At 39.4% G+C, this 20,650-nt stretch carries 14 protein-coding genes; 5 read left to right on the plus strand and 9 right to left on the minus strand.

The annotated features are described in order from the left end of the window. Window positions 1-99: 99 nt before the first annotated feature. From HG263_RS19020 to HG263_RS19035, 4 genes are all read right to left on the minus strand, one after another. Window positions 100-597, minus strand: coding sequence for a hypothetical protein (locus HG263_RS19020; RefSeq protein WP_171627661.1), 498 nt, complete (start codon window positions 595-597; stop codon window positions 100-102). A 196-nt stretch (window positions 598-793) separates the two neighbouring features. Continuing rightward, window positions 794-3,559, minus strand: a complete 2,766-nt coding sequence (locus tag HG263_RS19025; RefSeq protein ID WP_171627662.1) for a hypothetical protein — start codon at window positions 3,557-3,559, stop codon at window positions 794-796. Between the two features lie 4 nt (window positions 3,560-3,563). After that, a complete protein-coding gene (locus HG263_RS19030) occupies window positions 3,564-5,756 on the minus strand; it encodes a hypothetical protein (protein WP_171627663.1) in 2,193 nt (730 codons plus the stop codon). Between the two features lie 7 nt (window positions 5,757-5,763). Further along, window positions 5,764-6,996 (minus strand): tyrosine-type recombinase/integrase, encoded by a 1,233-nt coding sequence (locus tag HG263_RS19035; protein WP_171627664.1) that lies wholly within the window; start codon window positions 6,994-6,996, stop codon window positions 5,764-5,766. Window positions 6,997-7,646: 650 nt separating this feature from the next. Between HG263_RS19035 and HG263_RS19040 the strand changes: the two genes are divergently transcribed. From HG263_RS19040 to HG263_RS19050, 3 genes are all read left to right on the plus strand, one after another. Next, on the plus strand, window positions 7,647-8,699 hold the full coding sequence (locus tag HG263_RS19040; RefSeq protein ID WP_171627665.1) for an aldo/keto reductase: 1,053 nt from the start codon (window positions 7,647-7,649) through the stop codon (window positions 8,697-8,699). 316 nt (window positions 8,700-9,015) lie between these two features. Next, window positions 9,016-9,525, plus strand: coding sequence for an NUDIX hydrolase (locus HG263_RS19045; protein WP_171627666.1), 510 nt, complete (start codon window positions 9,016-9,018; stop codon window positions 9,523-9,525). Between the two features lie 83 nt (window positions 9,526-9,608). Further along, entirely contained in the window at window positions 9,609-10,373 is a 765-nt protein-coding gene (locus HG263_RS19050; RefSeq protein WP_171627667.1) for a substrate-binding periplasmic protein, read from the plus strand. On the opposite strand, the gene HG263_RS19055 is transcribed toward HG263_RS19050, so the two are convergent. Further along, complete coding sequence (locus tag HG263_RS19055) at window positions 10,358-11,032, minus strand: SIMPL domain-containing protein (protein ID WP_439332004.1); 675 nt, start codon at window positions 11,030-11,032, stop codon at window positions 10,358-10,360. The two genes, HG263_RS19050 and HG263_RS19055, sit on opposite strands and share 16 nt — an antisense overlap. Window positions 11,033-11,279: 247 nt before the next feature. Between HG263_RS19055 and HG263_RS19060 the strand changes: the two genes are divergently transcribed. Further along, a complete protein-coding gene (locus HG263_RS19060) occupies window positions 11,280-13,958 on the plus strand; it encodes a bifunctional acetate--CoA ligase family protein/GNAT family N-acetyltransferase (RefSeq protein ID WP_171627668.1) in 2,679 nt (892 codons plus the stop codon). Then, the gene (locus tag HG263_RS19065) at window positions 13,952-14,899 is read left to right on the plus strand and encodes an ion transporter (RefSeq protein ID WP_171627669.1); all 948 of its coding nucleotides are present in this window, start codon (window positions 13,952-13,954) and stop codon (window positions 14,897-14,899) included. The genes HG263_RS19060 and HG263_RS19065 overlap by 7 nt, the downstream gene beginning before the upstream one ends. Before the next feature lie 229 nt (window positions 14,900-15,128). Here the strand turns inward: HG263_RS19065 and HG263_RS19070 are convergent, their stop codons facing one another. The 4 genes from HG263_RS19070 to HG263_RS19085 all read right to left on the minus strand — a co-directional run bounded on the left by HG263_RS19070 (window position 15,129) and on the right by HG263_RS19085 (window position 20,600). Further along, entirely contained in the window at window positions 15,129-19,637 is a 4,509-nt protein-coding gene (locus HG263_RS19070; RefSeq protein ID WP_171627670.1) for an EAL domain-containing protein, read from the minus strand. Between the two features lie 17 nt (window positions 19,638-19,654). Beyond that, window positions 19,655-20,068 carry a GNAT family N-acetyltransferase gene (locus tag HG263_RS19075; protein ID WP_216628503.1) on the minus strand — a complete coding sequence of 138 codons (414 nt, stop codon included), beginning with the start codon at window positions 20,066-20,068 and terminating at the stop codon, window positions 19,655-19,657. Next, window positions 20,058-20,264, minus strand: coding sequence for a DUF3283 family protein (locus tag HG263_RS19080; RefSeq protein ID WP_171627671.1), 207 nt, complete (start codon window positions 20,262-20,264; stop codon window positions 20,058-20,060). Before HG263_RS19080 ends, HG263_RS19075 begins: the two co-directional genes overlap by 11 nt. A gap of 87 nt (window positions 20,265-20,351) precedes the next feature. Then, window positions 20,352-20,600 carry a DUF1289 domain-containing protein gene (locus tag HG263_RS19085; protein ID WP_171627672.1) on the minus strand — a complete coding sequence of 83 codons (249 nt, stop codon included), beginning with the start codon at window positions 20,598-20,600 and terminating at the stop codon, window positions 20,352-20,354. Window positions 20,601-20,650 lie beyond the last annotated feature (50 nt).

The following is a 20,650-nucleotide window of genomic DNA, read 5'->3' on the forward strand; positions in this document are numbered from 1 at the left end:
ATATGTGACTGTCAGATTTGATCTGAGTTCTATTATTCGAATCTGACAGTTCAAGTTAAGACTTATTCATTTAAATAACAACTCTGTACTAGTTCCACATCAGGTTAATCTAAGTATTCGCCTATCTTTAAAAGGCATCTTTGCTATTAAGTCCTCATAGAACTCTAGCAACCTTCTATTCTTCCAATAGTCTTCGCCATCCTTATAATTACGTGCTTTGTTGATAACTTCCTCTTTTGAACATGCGTTCAGACCCTTGGGTTTAACTCTATTAATTTTCTCATTTTCAAGAACTTCATTAACCTCAGTTAAATACTTATTCAGATCATTTGAATATGAGCCATGAGTAAAAAGCCCAGTCCTCGCCATTGTTATTTTTTTTGCTACTTCTATTTGCGTTATCTTATATCTCTTCTTAGCTTTAAAATCAGCTACTAAGTAGTGCGTTTTAATGTATGACAACTTTTCAAGCTTTAATTCATTAATAGCATCATATGCTTTCTTTGAACCATTTTCTGGATTTACCCATGCAGGTAACGTCTCTTCTTTAGGCTCACTTTGTCCGATTTGTTCATTTAAAATATCAATTAGACTCATTCTAACTTAATCCTACTAATTTTGCTCTTTCGCTCTTAAGATGTTTAAGAAAAATATTAACTTCATTTAAGTAAGCTTTAACTCATTTATGGCGTTGTATGCTTTAATCAAATCGTCTTTTTGATTTGTCTTATAAAGCAATTTTACTTATTAGCTTCTTCCAAACCTTTCACTTATCAAAGCCTAGCTGACATGCTTATACTATCTCCTGCTGCTCAGTAAGCTTGATAGCTGACTGCATTTCCTCAATAAATGGTTTGTTTCGATTGGTTTGACTGTTCTTATCCAGTTGCTTCAAGGTCTTAATAGTTTCTTTGACTATTCGTAGGCTTTCTTTCTTAAAGCTAGGGGGTAATTTCGATTGTTTTAATACACTTACATGATTTGCTACATTGATAATGATAAAAGCGACATTCTCTTGCTCGACAAAGTGATTATCGCAACCTATACAAAATTCGACTCCAGCTTTTTCACGCTGAGGTACTCCAAATTCCGCGCAATTGGCTTGACGCATGTTTCGACGTTTAAGTAAACATAATCCCCAAGGGTTAGCCTTTATATCTGCTATTTCTAGCTCTGCAAATTTAGTTAAAAACTCGCCTAACTGCTCAACATTTAGCAATTTAGTTTGCTTTAGTATACGACGTAAAAACACATCCATTTTCCCACCAAACTCTCTTCGAGAGTCACTCTTTAAAGAACTAAGATGTGCCTTTAGGATGGAGCTTACAACACGACGTTTAGCTATTTGTTCAGAATTTTGCATACTTTTTTCTCGAAGATATCTTCGATAAAAGTGATCACCAAAGTGCTTGAAATTGGTACGAATCAACCAACCCACATCACCGGAGTAACGCTTGTAAACACACTCAGCCCATATATGTCTAAAAGCATGAGGAGTAGGGTAAGCGCAACCTTCTCTGATGCTATTCATTAAGTCACAAACTATGACTTTTGGGAGTTTTTTGACTTCTCTTTCGTTAAGCGAGGATAAATACTCTCTTTGCTCAAATGATAAACGTGAATTCCAAATTTCCTTTTCACTTTCAGACATTGTGCCATTCACATATGCCAGAACTAATAGTTTAGGGGTATTTGATGCCAAGTTTGTAGATAGCATTCCAGATGCCAATAAGTAAGGTAAATCTTGACGAACTTTGTCTCTCACCTGTCGTAATTGTTTTGTTTTGTTTGAATCGCAAAATAGTTTAGTCAAATATTTAAGTTCCTTTTGCTCTACTACTTCAAGTACAGTTTGCTTAGATTTTGCTTGTAATCTATCAAGTTCATCTAGCTTAACGAAAGGTGTGTAACTCTCTACAAAATGTTCCCATCCTGCTCTAGATGCTTTAGGCCCTCTTGTTGATGAGGAAAATGCTGAACTTTCTAAGTTACCTTCTCCATCAAACTGAGTTCGGTAAAGCATAGGTTGATCTTGACTCCCATCATGCAGCGCTTGCAGTTGCTTCAATAGAATGTAACTCGAAAGCGTTACTTCTCTGTCAACTTTAGTCTTGCCTCCTGTCTTAGGAACCTCCCATTTTATTAGAAAACGAATTGGGTAACGTATTTGATCTTTGACATCATGATTTCGAAACAAATGAATAGATGACTCAGGGAAACTATATTCCGAATCTCTCCAGCCCAAAAACGCCATGATAAGGGTCCAACCATTTCTCTCTATCACTTTGTCGTACTTTGAGATTGCAGGAGAACTGTGTGCATCGTATACACCTGCTGCTGCCAAATGGGATCTAGTTGGCATAGGTATTTCAGCTTTTTCTATTAGTTCTGCTAAATAAACCTTTTTTACTAACTGAAAACGCTCATTGCTTAAACGAGGTACGCTGCTCGATGTATATTTTAACTCATGTGAAAAGTCATCGATTATCGTGTCAATTGGATCTCCTGAATAATCACTACATAGTTCTAAAGCGAGTATAGATTTCAAAAACAGTCTATTGTCTTCATCATGTATTAAATCAAGCTTATCAACTAGATAAGTTAGTGACTCTTCACGAAATAAGGCAAAGCGTCTCATTGCTTCTTTATATGACGACAAGTATTCTTCCTTCGTTCGTCTACATAAATGCTCATACATTCTCTTACTTCCCTTTAAAGTAGCTCTTAGCTGCTCAAAAGGAATCCCCATTAAGGCATTATGATAAAGCTGACGATTAAATGGGTTGTCGCTATATGTTCCTAGTAAAAGTTTTTTATTACGAAGCAGACGAATTACTGCAAAAGCCGAAAAAAAATGGTTCTCAAATACATCATTTAAATGCTCTACGTAATATTGTCCAATCTCCAGGGTCAAAAAGTTAAATGACCCTCCATTTTGATAATCGGCATAGGACATGTCAGCAACACGTAAGCAAACCTGGTTGAGTGATTGAGTCAGTTTTGTTTTACTAAATACTTGAGTTATATAGTTTTCAATACCTAATCGTTTAAGTACCCGATTTATAGTGTTAGGCTCAAAAGGTTTAATTGTTGAGATAGAGTTCAGACCAAGCCGCTTTATTAGTCCACTCTCTGTTGGAGTATAAGTCAGAAGAACTTCTAGAAAATCTTCAATCGTTTGCAACGTTATTCTATTCAAATTTTCTTGTGTCAAATAACCAAAAACTCTCAATAAAACATCAAAGTAGCGCTTCTTATCATGCGTACTCTTAAGTGACGTAGCAGTATCAGACCATAATAACCATGCCAATGTCGAAGTGTTAACACTCAGAGCCTCCCCTTCTATATTAAGAACAAAGCTCCCAGACATTCTATACTGAGGCAAATCAAACCAATGAAAATGGAAACTACAATCTGTATTTCCCCCTTTAGATTGTAAAGGTAGGATAAGCGTTGTTGAAAATGCTGTCCCTTTAGTTGGAGTCATCCCTGCAACTTTTATACTAATCTGACGATACAACGACGTATGGCAAAACGACTTAGGTAATTTAATCGCCATAAAACTAAGCACCTAATTGTGAGAAAAATAAAGGGGGTAGCATAGACTTGTAATTCTCATATGCTTCGTATCCTTTAGTTTTAATATCTTTTGAAAAGCGGTACGTCAGCAAGTCATCCATCCACTCAGACGTTGGTAAAACATGCTTTTCTAAGAAGTCAGGGTTACGATTTGCTAGTAACGAGTAATGGGTTTTTGCTTGTTCTAAATAATGTAAAAACTCAACAACTGTTTCTGTCGATTCCACTACTAAAATTACATCGCCTTGACTGTCATTTAAAATAACTTGGCTGTCATGCTCCTCTTGGTTCGATAAATTAAGTGATTCCAGTTTACCTGTAGTACCAGAAATTAACTCTGTACGAGCTTGACGCTCTTTAAGCCGACTTTCTATTTCTTCATGATTAGGTCTATAAGCAACCGTTTCAATATCCTCCATAACCAATCGCATCATACGCCCCACAGTGTTTGTATGCTCCTGATTGTTACTGGACAAATAATCAGATTGCTCCGTTTCAGGTGTGTGTGAATTATAATTTACTAAAGTGCCAACACGAAAATTCAAACTATCTGAGTGAACTGCCGCAGTTTTTATCATTGAACCAGTAAACCATTGATTGGGCGCCCAATAACGAGTGGCTTTCCTGTAAGCTTCCATATCATGGGGCAACCCCTTTTCCTTTTGCTTTTTTACCCAAGACGTACTTTTCATAGTCTCCCAAGTTTGCAAACACTGGATTAAATCCAAAAATAGCGTCGAGCATTTACTATGTTTTATTTCCTGTCTAATACTGTTTTCAACAAAGGGTAGGAATGCAATTTGAAGAGTTCGTCCCAATACTCCTTTCCAGCTTGAGCTTGCTCTATCAACATTGTTTCGATTTAAAGAAAGTAAAGACTCAGAGTCCTTGCGATTCATCAAAAAGTTCAACATTGCTTTTCCATTATGCGAAGAAGCATCAATGCTGTCGGTAAATTTGAAATCATGGGCGCGCGATTTATAATAATCACATGAAAAATGTGTAATACGTGATGACGAACCATGAAATACGAAATCACTATACTTCAACGTTAAAGCATCGCTCGCTTGAACTGTCTGAGCACAGTTTAGCCAATAAAAACATATCTCTTCAGCTTTAGTTACAGGGTATGGCGCTTGGTTATCTTTTAGGTGATCAAAAAGTTGTTCTAAAAACTTTTCATCAAAAATGACTCCTTTGTTAAACCAAAGATCACCTCCCTCTTTTTCAGAGTTTCGTTTTATAAGTTCATTTTCATTTCGAAGCCGAGCATTAACTTTTTCTCTAACACTTTCAGATATCCAATCAAAAATTAATAAATCTATATGTTCTGGCAACATTTTTTGTTGACCCTTTGATATAGAACTTAATAAAACTCGCAACTTATTCGCATTGCGACATGCGGGGCTTTTCATCTTATCGAAAATGCTGAGTTGTTCAGGATTAAACCCATTCGATTTAAGAGTATCCGTAAAGTCTCGACTAACTTTTTGTAAAAAAAACATTATTTCTGAAACAACCAGATTAAATGATTTCATTAACAGTTTAGGTGACGCTAATCTCTTGTAGACACTACTTTTTCCCTTTGCTGACATCACACCTCTGAGCCATGTTATCTCAGTAAACCATTTATCTAATGGGTATTGCTCTGTTTCTATTGGGATTAACTTTGTTGCACTACATATAGCTTTAATTTTTTCAACTTGTTCTAGTCCCAATACATCAAGTTTTGTAGCTTCCTTTATAAAATAAAAAACAGAATGTACGGATTGGTTGCTTAGTCCTTTTTCTACCAAATAGGTCTCAAAGCTTTTAATGATTTGGTATTGGTTGCTATCTGTTGTCTCATGTTGATTAATATATTCCGTGAACTTTGGAAACCGATCAGCTATGTGATCTAGCTTAAATTTCGCATATTCATCAGAATTCTCTGCAACATGAAAGAATAGCAAGCATAAGCTTCCAAAGAGCAACCTTGCTGTTTCATGTGTGTTTACACACTCATACACAAGTTCCGACTGTCTTACAGGCTTTCCAATTACGATGCATTTAGGTAAGACAGATAAAAATTCAATACTTGACCTCTTATTTATATTCGTTTTCTTCTGTCTAAAATACTCAGATTGAATATTGAGTACCTCGACGTTTTCATCTTTAAAGTTATTTTTGCTCTCCATGATTAAACTATTTCTTCCCTTCGACTATGAGCATCTCGTCGACGCTGCGTATATAACGCATCGTTATTTCTTGAGCATGTTTCTTCTTATTAATTTTATGACCCATTAATCTAGCTATTTCGGTGACTACAGAATGTCCTTCGGTGATTGCATGATGAGGAATGTCACCGCACAACTCATAAAATTTTTCTGTAGCAAAGCTATGTCTTAAATGCTGGTATGAATTGTCTTCATGAAGTGGTAGCTCAGAAATTTTTCCATTTACAATTTGTTCCAATATTGTATTTTTTATTTCACGGAAAATACGAGTTCCTGTGCTGGGGCTTATGGCTTGGCCTTTAGTATTGGGATCATTATTAACAAATAAACAATTATCTTCTGAAACTGGTCGCTCAAGTAAATAGTATTGACGACACTTTTCCAATAGCTCGCGAGGAATGTAAATTACTCTAGAAGGAGAACCCTCATTTCTTCTACTTTTAGTAATTGTTAAGAGGTACTTAAAGCTTTGTTCATCAGGGTTACACTCTAGGTCAGCAAACATAGTTAAGAAGCCACTTTGCTTCTTTTTTCCATATGTAAAGTCATTCAAAAATAAGGACGTGTTTTCATGAGTTCGTAGACCGCAAATTACGCCAAATTGCAAAATCAACTCGTCACGCAAACTTTTACTTTTTAACAACATCGTACTTCTGGTCTGCCTCGCAATATACTTATATGCCCTTCTTCGTTTTGTATTTTTATTTGCCTTCTTTCTTTGCTTAGGACGGATATAAAGATTTCTAATATATGTTATGCCTATCTTCGCAAGATAGTTGTAATAAGCTTGCAATGCGACCTTGGCCTGTTCAACAGACTTCATTCCTTTCTCTTCCTGCTCAATTAGATATTCATTTATATACTTGTTAATGAACTCTGAGGGAGCATGAGTATGTTTGTGAACATTAGGCAATGAAGCATCAGAACTAGCCATACTGTCGCAATACTCGAAAAATTCAAGAAGCTTGCTTTCATACTGTCTGATAACATTCTCGGACAAATCTGAAAACTCTAAGTTTTCATTTATATTTCCGTCTTCACCTTTTTTCACCCTAGAGAGCAAAACCCGCCCTTCACGATTTACAACCATAGAAAAGATAGTAGGCAGCACCAGTGGCGTGCCGTTAGAATCTATATAGGCAGCAAATCGTTCAATGGATACATCCTTTAAATTAAAGTTCTCAATAAAAATTTTTTCCAAAAAAACACCGCGTATAGATTGTAATAATAAATTTATTATGAGATCATTTAATGTTTTATTTCAACATAAATAAAGTGTGAAATTAAAAAATTTTCGGTTTGAGGTTTTCTGGCTTTCAAAAACAAAGGCAAGCGCAAACTGGTGGCACTCGAAGCATTTCATTTTCAAAAATACCAATAAGCATGAAAAAGAGAGGTTAATAACAATTGAATCAATAGATTGGAGGAAAGGCAACTAAGATTAAAACTTGGCAATACACCTTTGAGACTTTATCAATTTAAAATTAGATGTGAATAACAATATTTTTAATATAAAAAATCAATAGTCAAAGTCCCAATTAATTACAACTTTTCATCACACCTCAACCTGTAAGCTATCATCATTACTCGAAATCTAATATATGAAAAATCTAATCACCTTCTTACAAGCGCGAAGTAGTTGTTCAATATTGGATTAAAACTTTAGGTAACGAAAAGAAACAATCCATATCAATATGTATGAATTTTCGCATGTTTAAAACACTGTATTTATATACAGATATTATGTTCATAACTTTCGGTATCTTGCAACTTTTACTCACGCCTTGAATGCTCTAAACTGGTTTAGTCTTGACGTTAAGCGTCGAATCTAACTTATAACAAGGATTTAGCATGCAATTTAGTCGACTAGGCAGTAGTGAACTTGAGGTTTCTAGAGTTTGTTTGGGGAGCATGACCTGGGGTTTACAGAACAATCAGCATGATGCCGACGAGCAAATTAACTACGCACTAAGCCAAGGTATAAACTTTATTGATACCGCTGAGCTATACGCAGTACCGCCATCAGCGCAAACCTATGGCAAAACTGAAGCTATCATTGGTAATTGGCTAGCTCGACATCGTGAAAAGCGTGAGCAACTGGTGCTTGCAACAAAAATATCGGGTCGTGGTGTAAGCTGGATACGCGACGGCGCACCTATCTGTGGACAATCTATCATCCAGGCAGTTGATGATTCACTTTCTCGTTTAAACACCGATTATATCGACCTTTATCAGCTTCATTGGCCAAATCGAACCTCTCCTCACTTTGCAAAACACTGGCCCGGTATGGTGACATTCTCCGATGTAGATAAGGCGGAGGAAGTCGAATCTATGCTTGATATTTTACAGGCATTGCAAACCTGTATTGTTCAAGGAAAAATCCGCCACTGGGGGTTATCTGACGATACCACTTGGGGCATAAATACTTATTTACGTTTAAGCACAGAGCATAACCTTGCCAAGCCTGTTGCGATTCAAAATGAGTTTAACTTATTACATACCAAAGACTGGCCCTATTTAGTTGAAAACTGTGTGCACGAAGACATAGCCTATTTACCGTGGTCTCCCTTGGCTGCGGGTTCTCTAACCGGTAAATACGTGGATGGCGCTCGACCTGAAGGCTCTCGCTGGACTTATATGCAGCGCAATGGCTTGTTTAGAGATACACCACAAGCCAATCAAGCAGTAAAAGAATATACCTCGTTAGCTAAACATTATGGTGTAACGCCTGCACAATTAGCGCTTGCATGGGTTAATCAAGTTGATGGCGTTACATCAACAATTATTGGTGCAACAACCATGTGCCAATTAAAAGAAAACATCCATGCCTTTGATTTGCATTTAACTGAGGCGCAATTAAACGACATTGGTGCTGTATTACAACGCTTTCCATCCCCTTATTAATCACCATTGTTGGGACCAGCTTAGCTGGTCCTAATTTGTCTCCCTTTATCCAAACCTGATGTTAATTAACCTGAGCTTCAGATAACTAATATCTCTCTAGCAGCTAGTTTTAACGCTAACTGCGTTGAATTCACTTCTAATAGCCCGCTATTAGTACGTAAATTCGCTTTGTTATCCCTAAAACTTACTGGCTAGATGAGAATAAAAGTTAATCATTTTATTTAAAAACAATGAATTAACCTATTTCTTATCCAAACTTCAGGTTGATTAGCGTAAAATGCGCAGCTAAGTTACACCATTAATGATATGAAGCGTGATGCGAAACCTCAACTCAACAACGGTTAGAGCCCCTCAAGGCAGCTGCTTTACTCGCCATACAACACGAGCGATTGTACTAAAGGGTGAAGATATCTTATTGTTATATACCGCAAGATATAACGATTACTCTCTGCCTGGTGGTGGCGTGGATGAACACGAAACTATTGAACAGGCGCTACTGCGAGAACTACAAGAAGAAACTGGTGCAAAAAGTTTAACCAACATAACGCCTTTTGGACGATATGAAGAATACCGCATTTGGTACAAACCAGATTATGACAATATCCACATTGTGTCAGATTGTTACGTCTGTGAAATATGCGGTGAATTTAGCCAGCCACAAATGGAAGACTACGAGCGTGACAATGGCATGAAACCTGTTTGGATCAACATTGATAAGGCGATTGCTCACAATCAAAGTACATTAGAAAACTGTGACAAGCAGGGGCAATCGCTGATTAGAGAGCTATACTTACTGGAAAAAATTAAAGCAGAATTAATCGTATAGGCAAAGATTTTACTCTCACTCTTATCTCCATATACGTGGGCGCATAATTTATCTACAATGGATTGTCGATTGTTGGAGGTTGTATGAGCAAAGTGTTATGTCGTTTTGGCTTTATCTCGCTGTTTCTGAGCACCCTGTTTCAAGCTCACGCACTGACATTTTATGCTGAAGATTTGCCGCCTTACCATTTCAAAAATGCTCAGGGTAATGCCTCTGGTGCCCTAGTTGAAATTACCAAAGCAGCATTAAAACACGCAGACCTTGAGGGCGAATTTTCGATTTTACCGATGGCCAGAGCTTACAAAGAGCTTCAAGAAAGGCCTGATGCGTTAATGCTCTCATTACTTAGAACAGCTGAGCGAGAAGCGCATTTTACTTGGATATCACAAACCTACTTTGCTGATGCCTACCTTGTTAGTTTAGCCAGTAATCCCGTCAACCCAGAGACTCTGAGCGCGGCACAACGTTTTCGCGTCAGTACCATTAGAGGTTATTCAAGTGCGCGATTTTTGCAACAGGCCGGATTTAGTGAAGATGACAACCTTGTATTAGTTGGGCACTATAAACAACTGTGGCAACTGCTTTATAAACAGCGTATTGATCTTGTACTTACCAATACGCTGACACTACAAAATGAAATAATCAGAAGCGGTCTAAACCCAGAGCTGATAGAAAAAAAGCTGCATTTAACTAATTTCCCCTCACAGCTATGGCTTTGCGCCAGTAAGCAACTCAAGCCTGAAATCGCAGCTAAATTAAGCACCGCGATGGCATATATCAAAACCAGTGGCGTCTACGAACAAATACTCATGCGCTGGCAGTTGCCGCTACCTCAATCTGATAAATAATATTCAACACTGGTCACCACTCTTACTGTCTTTATCTGTGGTGTATTGCTGTCTCTATCACTGATGCTAAATTGCCCTTGTCGCGCAGATTTTATTTTCCCTAACTGTGAATCAGAGTCTTTTGCAAATTTGAGCGCCACTTCACGCGCCTTTTGCGTTGCTTCTTGTACCATCTGAGGTTTAATGTCGTTAAGGCCAGTAAACATGTATTCAATACGATTCTGGTAATCATCTTGGGTGATTGCTATACCTTGCTTAGCAAGCGAATTTAATGCATTCAATGCTTGCTTAACCTTAATTGGCTGATGGCTGAATACCGTCATGCCAGATTTAGCAATATAGCGAAAGCCGCGTTCATTTTGACTATATTCCTGCGCATACTTATCAACAATAGAAGGCGTCGCTTGCGTTATTTCTCCCTCATCAAAACCATGCAAAGTTAAAAAAGCACGAATAGCCGAGTTCTTTTTCTCTATTCGAGCAACCAATGCTTCTAAGTCATTATCAGCATCTTTGTAAAACACGGGCCAAATAACGGTATCAGCCATCACTTCTTGTTCTGCTAGGCCTTTAACCTGTACGGTTCTTTCCATTTCCTTAATGTTTTGAAAAGCATGTGACATCAGCCACGTACTTAACACTAGCCCCACTGAAATGATGCTGGCAGCCCCTATATGTTTAGTGATTGCATCTTTCACATTGATTACTCCAAAAAATAAGTTATCAGATCAAAGTCTCATAGGTTAAGGCTCGATCAATAGTTAAAAACTGATTAAAGTGATAACACAGCAAAATGGTTATCTATGAACATATAAACATAACCAAGCAAGCCTTAACCTGCTATGTATAAACTGGGTTATTTACACTCAATTTAATACTCGGGTGAGGATTTAAACAGGACAGTCAATGAGCGTAAAACAAATAGGGCAATTTTTAAACCCACAATCGGTTGCCGTCATCGGTGCATCTAACTCTCCTGGACGTGCAGGGTATGTCGTTATGCGCAACCTGTTACAAGGTGGCTTTAAAGGCCCAATTATGCCGGTGAGCCCAAAACATAAAGCGGTCCATGGTGTGTTAGCCTATCCTAATATTAGTGCGCTCCCGCAAACACCTGAGTTGGCAGTCATTTGCACCAACAAAAACACCCTTGAAATGTTACTCCAACAATTAGGTGAAATCGGTTGTAAAAACGTGATTATTATTGCTGCCGGTTTAAATAACGTACAAAAAATAACGCTAAAAAAAATATCTAGATTACATAACATTCAATTGCTTGGCCCCAACTGTTTGGGATTGCTTGTACCGCATATAGGACTTAACGCTAGCTTTTCACACACAGTTGCAACACCCGGTAAACTGGCGTTTGTGTCGCAATCTGCTGCCGTGTGCTCAACCATTTTAGACTGGGCGCAAAGTAAACGAATTGGCTTTTCGTATTTTGTTTCAGTAGGTGACTGTTTGGGGATCGATTTTGATGAACTACTGGATTTTTTAGGCCGTGATGCAAAAACAAAAGCCATCTTGTTGTATATCGACAACATTGACGATGTGAGACGGTTTATTTCGGCAGCAAGAGCCGCAGCATTTAGTAAGCCAGTAATTGTAATAAAAACCGGTAGAACTCAAGCGGGAGCCGAAGCTGCCTACATACACACTGGGGGTAAAACGTCTGATGACAGCGTGTATGATGCTATGTTTCAACGGGCAGGAATGCTCAGAGTAAACGACCTAAGAGAGTTATTTGCAGCGACTCAAACCTTAGCATTACACCCAAAACTCTTGCAGGTGGAACACCTGACTATTCTCACCAATGGTGGTGGGCCCGGAGTTATGGCCGTCGACACCTTGCTGCAGCGTTCTGGTAAATTAGCGCAACTAGAAGCACATACTCGCTCAGCTTTAAATGCTGTGATCCCACAATCTAACAAAACCTCTAATCCAGTTGATTTATTTGGAGATTCATCTCCCGAGCGTTATAAAAAAGCCCTTGAGATCTTGCTTAAAGCCCCTGAAGTAAAAAACTTACTCATCATCCATACTCCATCAGCACTGGCCCCCAGTGAGGAATATGCCAAAATTATTGCCTCAACCTTGCAAACCATTCCTAAAATGGCCCGGCCCTTTGTCATGACAAACTTCATGGGAGAGCGTGCAGCGTTCACTGCAAGAGATATTTGTGCAGACTATGATATTCCTACATATCGAACCCCTGAAGGGGCGGTAGGTGCCTTTATGCATCTAATAAGCTACCGCAGAAACCAAAAGCATTTAACACAAACACCTGAATCAAAAAGTGATAACACTCATATAGATGCGCGCGCAGCCAATTCGGCCATTCAATCGCTGCTTAAGCAGGGTCACACACAATTAACGACCCATTTAGCACGCCAATTACTTTGCTATTATGATATCGACTGCATTGACACTCGGGTTGCATTAACACCGAGCGAAGCGAAGGAAGTGTCTTGTGAATTAGGCTTTCCTGTTGCGCTTAAATTAATGAGCCCATCTATCGCCTCCAAATCTGAAGTCGGTGGTGTTGTGCTCAACTTGAACGATTGCAATGAAGTTGAACAGACCGCATTTTCGATGCTATTGCGCATCAAAAAAGCCTACCCTGATGCAATCATCGAAGGCTTTTCACTGCAAAAAATGGCACCTAGAGCCGGAGCGCAAGAGCTGCGTATCGCGGTAAAAACAGAAGCTAATTTTGGCCCCGTTATTCTATTAGGTGAAGCAGGCACCGGTTTTGAGTTTTCACAAGCAGCGGTTGCACTACCACCTTTGAATATGAACCTAGCCAAATATCTCATTGCTGCTGCGCATGATAAAGGCGTGCTAAAAGAGCGAGCGCTACCAGACAAAGTGGATAAATACCGACTGTGTGACTTGCTGACCCGAGTGTCTCAGTTGATCATTGATCAACCCGATATACGGAGTATTGAACTCAACCCAATCTTGGCCAGTAACGGACAATTTTTGGTGCTTGATGCGAATATCACGCTCATGCCCTATCAGCCAACACCTGGGAAAAAACGTTTGGTAATAAGGCCCTACCCAAAAGATCTGATAAAAAATGTAACATTAAAAAATGGTCAGCAGGCCATTTTAAGGCCCATAAAACCCGAAGATGAACGTGCTCATCAAGAGTTTGATCAATCTTTATCAAAAGAAGATAGGTACCGCCGCTTCTTTGGAGAACTCCCTCAATTTAATCATGAGCAACTGGCAAAAATGACGCAAATTGATTACGACCGAGAAATGGCATTTATCGTCAGTGAGCCATACAAAAATAGCTATCGAACTCTTGGCGTTTCTAGACTGCTGATTGAGCCAGATAATGAAAGCGCAGAATTTGCAGTGGTGGTTCGCTCAGACGCTCAAGGACTAGGTCTGGGTCGGTTGCTCATGGATGCTATCATTGACTATGCCAAGCGACAAAGAATTAAAGTGCTCTGTGGTATCACCCTACCGGAAAACACTGGGATGATTGAGCTATCCAAAAAGCTAGGCTTTACTGTCACAAGAGACTTTGAAGAAGGTACTGTTAACATGCAATTACAGTTGAGCTCACTATGCTAAACACTTATCGAGAAAAAGTTGCCGCACTCCTTGAAGGGAGCGGCCGCCTCTATCAAGCAGGTAGATATTTAGATCTGTTTTTAATCGCCTTAATCATGACCAACGTAGTCGCTATCGTCTTGGAGTCTGTACCAAGCCTCGCAAAACAGTATCACCATCAGTTTTTACAACTAGAATTAGTCTCCGTCGCCATTTTCACCGTTGAGTATCTATTAAGGCTTTGGAGTTGTGTAGATAAATTAGAATATAAACACCTGTCTTGCAACAATATAAAAAAGCGCATTAAGTATTTTTTCTCAGCATTAGCTATCATTGATTTACTGGCGATTTTACCCACCTTGTTGATGGTCTTTGTCACTTTCGACTTGCGCTTTTTAAGAGTGATTAGACTGCTGCGCATATTCAAGCTCACACGCTACTCTAGAGCCATGCAGCTGTTACTAGCTGCATTTAAAGAAGAAGGGAGCAGCTTGATGGCAGCATTTTTCATCATGTCTGTTGTTTTGATTATGGCATCTTGCGGTATTTACCTGCTCGAACATGACGTTCAACCAGATAAATTTGGTTCTATCCCCCAAGCGATGTGGTGGGCAATGGCAACCCTCACCACTGTGGGATATGGCGATGTAGTGCCCATCACCGCCGCAGGTCGCTTTTTCGGTGGCGTTATCACCATGCTCAGTATGGGTATGGTTGCTATTCCCACCGGCTTGCTTGCGTCAAGTTTTGCAGATCAGCTGCGTAAACGTCGCGATGCATTTAACGAGGCTGTATTACACAGTCTCCACGACGGTATAATAGATCCTGAAGAAAAAGAGCACCTTGAAATGCTCCGTATTGAGCTGGGTTTGAGTCATGCAGAAGCTAACCAAGCTATCAAAATCATGAGTAGTCAGCGAGCACATGCCCTGTATTGCAAGCACTGTGGAAATAAACTGTAGTTTCCACATTAAACTTTGGATACGCTATTTTGCCCACTCTATGTACGTTTTGATATTAAAAAGCTTATCATCATTAGGGGCTATTATTCTCTGCTGTTTAATTTTTCCCCAGATGAATACGCTTTATTGCAATTTCTACTGTGTTGCTCACATGAAGGTGGGGTAAAGAAACTTCGCAGGAGCACTCAGTCTTTATCGCCAGATTCACATAGAGTAATTAACCATGAGGTTAAATACTAGAAAACACTGGCTGCCAGTTTTTTTCACACAGCTCATTTATATGCTCTCCTAGTTGCGGCTCACAAAACAACGGGCCTTGAAAATAGTCACAACCCAGCATGCGTAAAAATCTTAGCTGCTCAGGCGTTGTGATCCCCTCTGCAATGCATTGCATCCCTAAACTATGTGCTAAAGACAAGCTGGCATGCACTATCACTTCATGCTCATTATCAATGCCAATATCTGCTACAAAGCTACGGTCGATCTTTAACACATCGATTGGGAACTGCTTTAAATAAGTCAATGACGCGTAACCGGTACCAAAATCATCCATAAATAGACGACAACCTAACACTTTTAACTGGTACATGGTTTCTATGACACAGGGGATATCACTCATCATAATTGATTCAGTTATTTCAAATGCTACATATCGGCCTGTAACACCTGTGCGAGTTAACACTGATCTGATTTGACTTATTAATTGTGGGTTCTGAAAGTCTAACGCTGATAAATTTAACGCAACATATAATTCATTATTATGACCATGCCACTGCTTTAGCTCAATCAGAGCGCGCTCTAATGTTAGTAACATGATAGACGAGCATAGCCCTGTTTGCGCAACGCTCTTTTCGATATCTTTGGCATCACATTGTAAATAATTAGGCCAGTTAATCGATACTTCAAAGCCATCGATGGTCTTACTGGTACCACTGATAATTGGCTGATAGCTATTAGAAAAGTCTCCATTTTCGATAGCTCGACGTAAGTCTTTTTCAAGTAAAAACGAGCGTTGAACCTGTTTGTTCATTTCTTGTTTGAAAAAGTGCACACCAGTATGCGGCTGGTGCATTGCATGACTCAATGCCAATTTCGCATTTTGACAAAGTGAGAAAGCCTCTACGCCATCTTCTGGTGAGTATGCAACGCCAAAGCACACATCTAGCGACAAATCGTGACCATTAATTGTGATAGGTTTGTCAAAATGCTGCATGATTTCACTAATACAGCGGGTTACTTCAGACACATCTTTAGCCTGCTCCATTAAAATATAGAACTCATGAGCACCTTCAACACCAATACTATCTTGCTCTCTGAAGCATTGACGTATAATGCTAACAAGGTGACGAACCGTCGCTGTATACTGTTCTGCGGACAATGCTTCTTGATATCTTTTCAGGCGCTTAAAACGCAGCGCAACAACCATCACTGGTGCATGATTTTGCCCTTGTGATAACGCATGCTGCACCCTGTCTATAAATAAAACCTTGTTAGGTAGTTGCGTTACTACATCATAATTGGCAAGCTGATATAGCTCTTGCTCTGTACGTTTTTGTGAGCTTATATCGGTCATTACCACCACATAGTTTTCAAGCTCACCATTAGACCCTGCAACCGCACTGACTTTAATTAAGACGAAACAGACTTCACCACTTGGCTGGGTTAAACGCTCTTCTGCGCTGTAATGTTCACCTGGCTTGAGTAAGGTCATGGCACGCAAGTAACTCATTCTCGCCTGTCGGCTCAAACCTAAATGCAGTTTGGTGCTCGACTCAGGTTTAGCTTCTATTTGAAAAGCCTGCTGCAAAGCAGTGTTACAGGCCTGAATACGCATATTTTTATCTAAAATAAACACCCAATCACGCGTTTGTTCAAAGGCCGCACCAAATAATCGAGCTCGCTCTTCAAAAATACGTTCTCGAGTCAAGTTGGTATACGTGCCAGTAACCCGCTCCGGAATTGTCTCCCGCCAAGCGATCACTTTGCCGTAATCTTTATACCAACGCCAATAACCTTGTTTATGTTGCAATCTATAGGTGCAATTAAAGGTGCCTTTATTCGTCGAGACAAACTCTAGCCACTCAATTCTAAATAGTGCGCGATCGTTGGGATGAATGATTTTTAAGTATTCATCTAACGTAACATTATCATGTGGATAATCTAGCTCTGTCGTTAAACGAGGCTGGTAAATTAAATGGTTGTCTAGTTGCCAATCCCATACACCAGAACCACTACTTTCAAGTGCCAACTTTAATCGGGCTTCACTATTTTGGGTTTCTTTGTGAGCGGCAATAATCATCTGCTCAACTTTATTCTTTCGATACATCCACAAACTAAATGAAAGTAATGCGAATAATATATATACCCCTAGCGCCATAGGCGAGCGCCAATATGGATATTTAACATTAATATTTAATTTGGCAGGCTCAGTGTAGTCGCCTGTAAATGGGTCTTTTGCCCATACCTTCAGTTGGTAATTACCAGGATTGAGTTTTGGAAATACCACTCGGTTATTACTTCGTGTTAGCGTCTTTTGACCACCTGAGATCTGATATTCATAAACCACTCTATCTTTGAAATCAAAAATCATGGCTGAGAAGGCAACCTCCAAACCTATATCATCATGGTTGAGTTCTAGATATTCTATTTCTTTTAAGCCATTGATATCTAGTTTTCGAGACATCAGTTCAACTGAAGTAATATTGACCCGAGACAGTAGTGGTTTTTTAGGTCGGTTAACGGCTGGGTCAAACCAAGTGAAGCCTTTTAAAGAGCCATAGACAAGACTACCATCTTGCAACTGGTCTGAAGCCCCCCAGTTAAATTCATTTGAGTACAAGCCATCTTTGGTGGTGAATTGCTGCATGTGTAAGTTATCTGGGTCCAATCGCCATATTCCTTTATGTGACGACATCCAAATCATGCCCGCTTTATCTTGGTGCATTTCATACATTGGCGTTTCGAGTTTTAACTGTCGCAAGTCAATTGTATGCGCAACTTCATAACCTTCCAGTGTAAGCCCAATTAAGCCCATATTTGACAAGGCCAGCCATAGAATGTTGTTCTTATCTATCGTGTAGGTAAGAACGTTATCTGGCGAGTGCTCATTGGCATTAGGAATAGCGTACACTTTCTCAAGCGTCTGAGTTTTTAATTTAAAGCGATACAACACCCCACCATAAAAGTACAAGGGTTGATCTGGTTTATCAGACAGTGGCTTAGTAAACCCCATCGATAAGAAGGGATCTTGCGTCTGCAAATCACCAGCCAGCTTTAACAATGTTTGGCTTTCAATATCGTAATGAAAAAAACCCTCATCACTATTTACAAAATATAACTCGCCAGTTTGCAGTAGCGCAGTACCAAAAACAGGTCCCTGCATTACTTCCTGGTATTGTGAACCTTTAACTAAAGGGCGCCTAATATCATGTGTTTTGGGGTTAAATGCAAACAATCCTCTATTTGTAAGCAACCAAAACTCATCACGATATAAAAGCATTCGATAAACAGAAAACTCAGGTTGGATAGCTTCACCAAGGTATCCTTTTAGATAATTAGCCGTTTTTCCCGTTGGCGGGTTATAACAGGTTAGGCCATCATTGGTAGCTGCCCAAATTTTGCCATCGTATGCTTGTAGATCCCAAACGTTGCTATGTGAAAACCCCTCACCTTTTACTGTTAAAGAATTAACATTAATAAAACTAGATTGCTTTTTAGGCAGGTAAAAAGCGCCATCCATTTTCGTTGCAACCCAAAGCGCGCCTTGCTGGTCTTCGATAAAATCAACTATCGTTGTATCTGTCAAACTATACTGGCTTTGTGCAATTCTTTGGTCTCGAACAACCTGCTTAGAATCAGTGTCCAAGTACATCAACCCTTTATCAGTGCCCAGCACCACGTTGTCAGACTTGGGGACTATTTTCCAAATATTCAGATCGCTGATTAACGTTTCGTATTCCCAGCGGTTATCTTCATATTCAAATTTCTTTTCTAGTTGGCTAATGTCAACTTTATATAACCCCTTTACTGCCCCTATCAATAGTGTTTCAGGATCCAATAGCGCCAATGATTTGGTGTGTAATTGAAACTCGTGATTCTCATTATCAATATGCTTGATTAATATTAACTTTTTTAATTTTTCATGATAGACGAATGTGCCCTGTGAACTGGCAATAAATAAGTAGTCTCCTACTGCCATTAAGGCCCGCACAAAGCCCATTTCCTTATCAATTGGCAGGGGAATTTCAATATTTATCTGTCCTGAATTTATATCAAGTAGTGACACATTGTCACCGCGCGCTAACCATAATTGATCTGCGTTTTTCGAAAGCATTGAGTTTACCCCAAACAGTAAAGACTCCTCTTCACTGCGAGGTAGGCTCATATACTTTCGAAAAGTATCTTGTTGTGGGTCGTAACTGTACAATCCAAATGAACGCGATGTTATCCAGATCCGACCCTGAGGGTCTTGATACATAGCATCTATCATCTCCTCATCAAGCACGCCTTGTGGCCCTTTCACCGTCAGCACTTGATAGCCGTCATAACGATTTAGCCCACCTTCTGTTGCAAGCCATAAAAAACCTTTTTTATCTAAAATTAAAGTATTTACATAGCTTTGAGATAAGCCTTCTGCGGGGGCTAAACGGATGATTTGCGACGCATGCGATATGTTGGCGCTAGACCAGATGATAATTGAAAAAAGCAGTACTGCGAGCTTTGAGAAAATGTTTTGCATACGTCTTATAAATTACATTACTTAGGTAAACACATTGCCACAATATCGCGCTTTTGCGCAACATAACTGTCGAAATATGGCTGTAGCTGCGATGGTAATGTGCATTCACACAGGCCCATCTGCTGATAAAATTCGTATAAGTGCCTATACGCAAAGGTGTACACAGCAGCATTTTGCTGAGCAAACACCTGAGTCAATAGCGCGCGAGCAATACCTTTGCTCCGATGCTTTGGGGCAACTAATACTGAGGACAAGAGTAATACACCTTCAATATGTTGCACTCGACATGCGGCAATAATGTCAGGGTCTTTTACAACCCAATTCTGATCTTGCTTGATGGCTCGGCCACGCCCTCTATGTTGCTTATAAAACTTATTAATGAGCGGCGTTGAGATAACATTAAGCTGAACAATGTGCACATCAACCCGCAAGCATAATGCTTAGGTAATATTCAAAACGCTGTTTCAAAATATCTTGCTCTGATTGTGGGCGATTATTTATCGCTTCGTAAACAGCTTCGCGGGTATTTTTAGAGCGCTTAATTTGATATGCCCAAAACGAAGCTTCATAGTCTAACTGAATTTGATATTTTTCTTGTCGTGGTAATTTACACAAGTTAAAACTCATAGCTTATTCACATCATTGCTTCAAATTTACGGTGTTTAAGTGTATCACACCTTTAAATATTGCCATTAAGCTTTGTGCTCAGTGAGATTAAAAATCCAGCGATTGCTGATCATTTTGCTGACTACTTTGCTCATCTTGTTTGTTCTTATTCGCTATATAGCGCTTATAACGCTGCTGACATAACGCAATGACTTTGCGCTTTTGTGCATTGCTTAAGTTATTCCAAGCAAAACGCTCCTCGCGGTTGCGATAGCACCCCTTACAGTAACCTCGGTTGTTTACTTGGCAGATCCCCTTACATGGACTGGGGATCTCAAAAATTTCTATCTGTTCCATAGTGCCCACTTCACTCAACTACTCTCAGTATAACTTGGTTTAATGGACAA

Origin of the sequence: Pseudoalteromonas caenipelagi, from assembly GCF_013140855.1 — a bacterium.
Lineage (GTDB): Bacteria > Pseudomonadota > Gammaproteobacteria > Enterobacterales > Alteromonadaceae > Pseudoalteromonas > Pseudoalteromonas caenipelagi.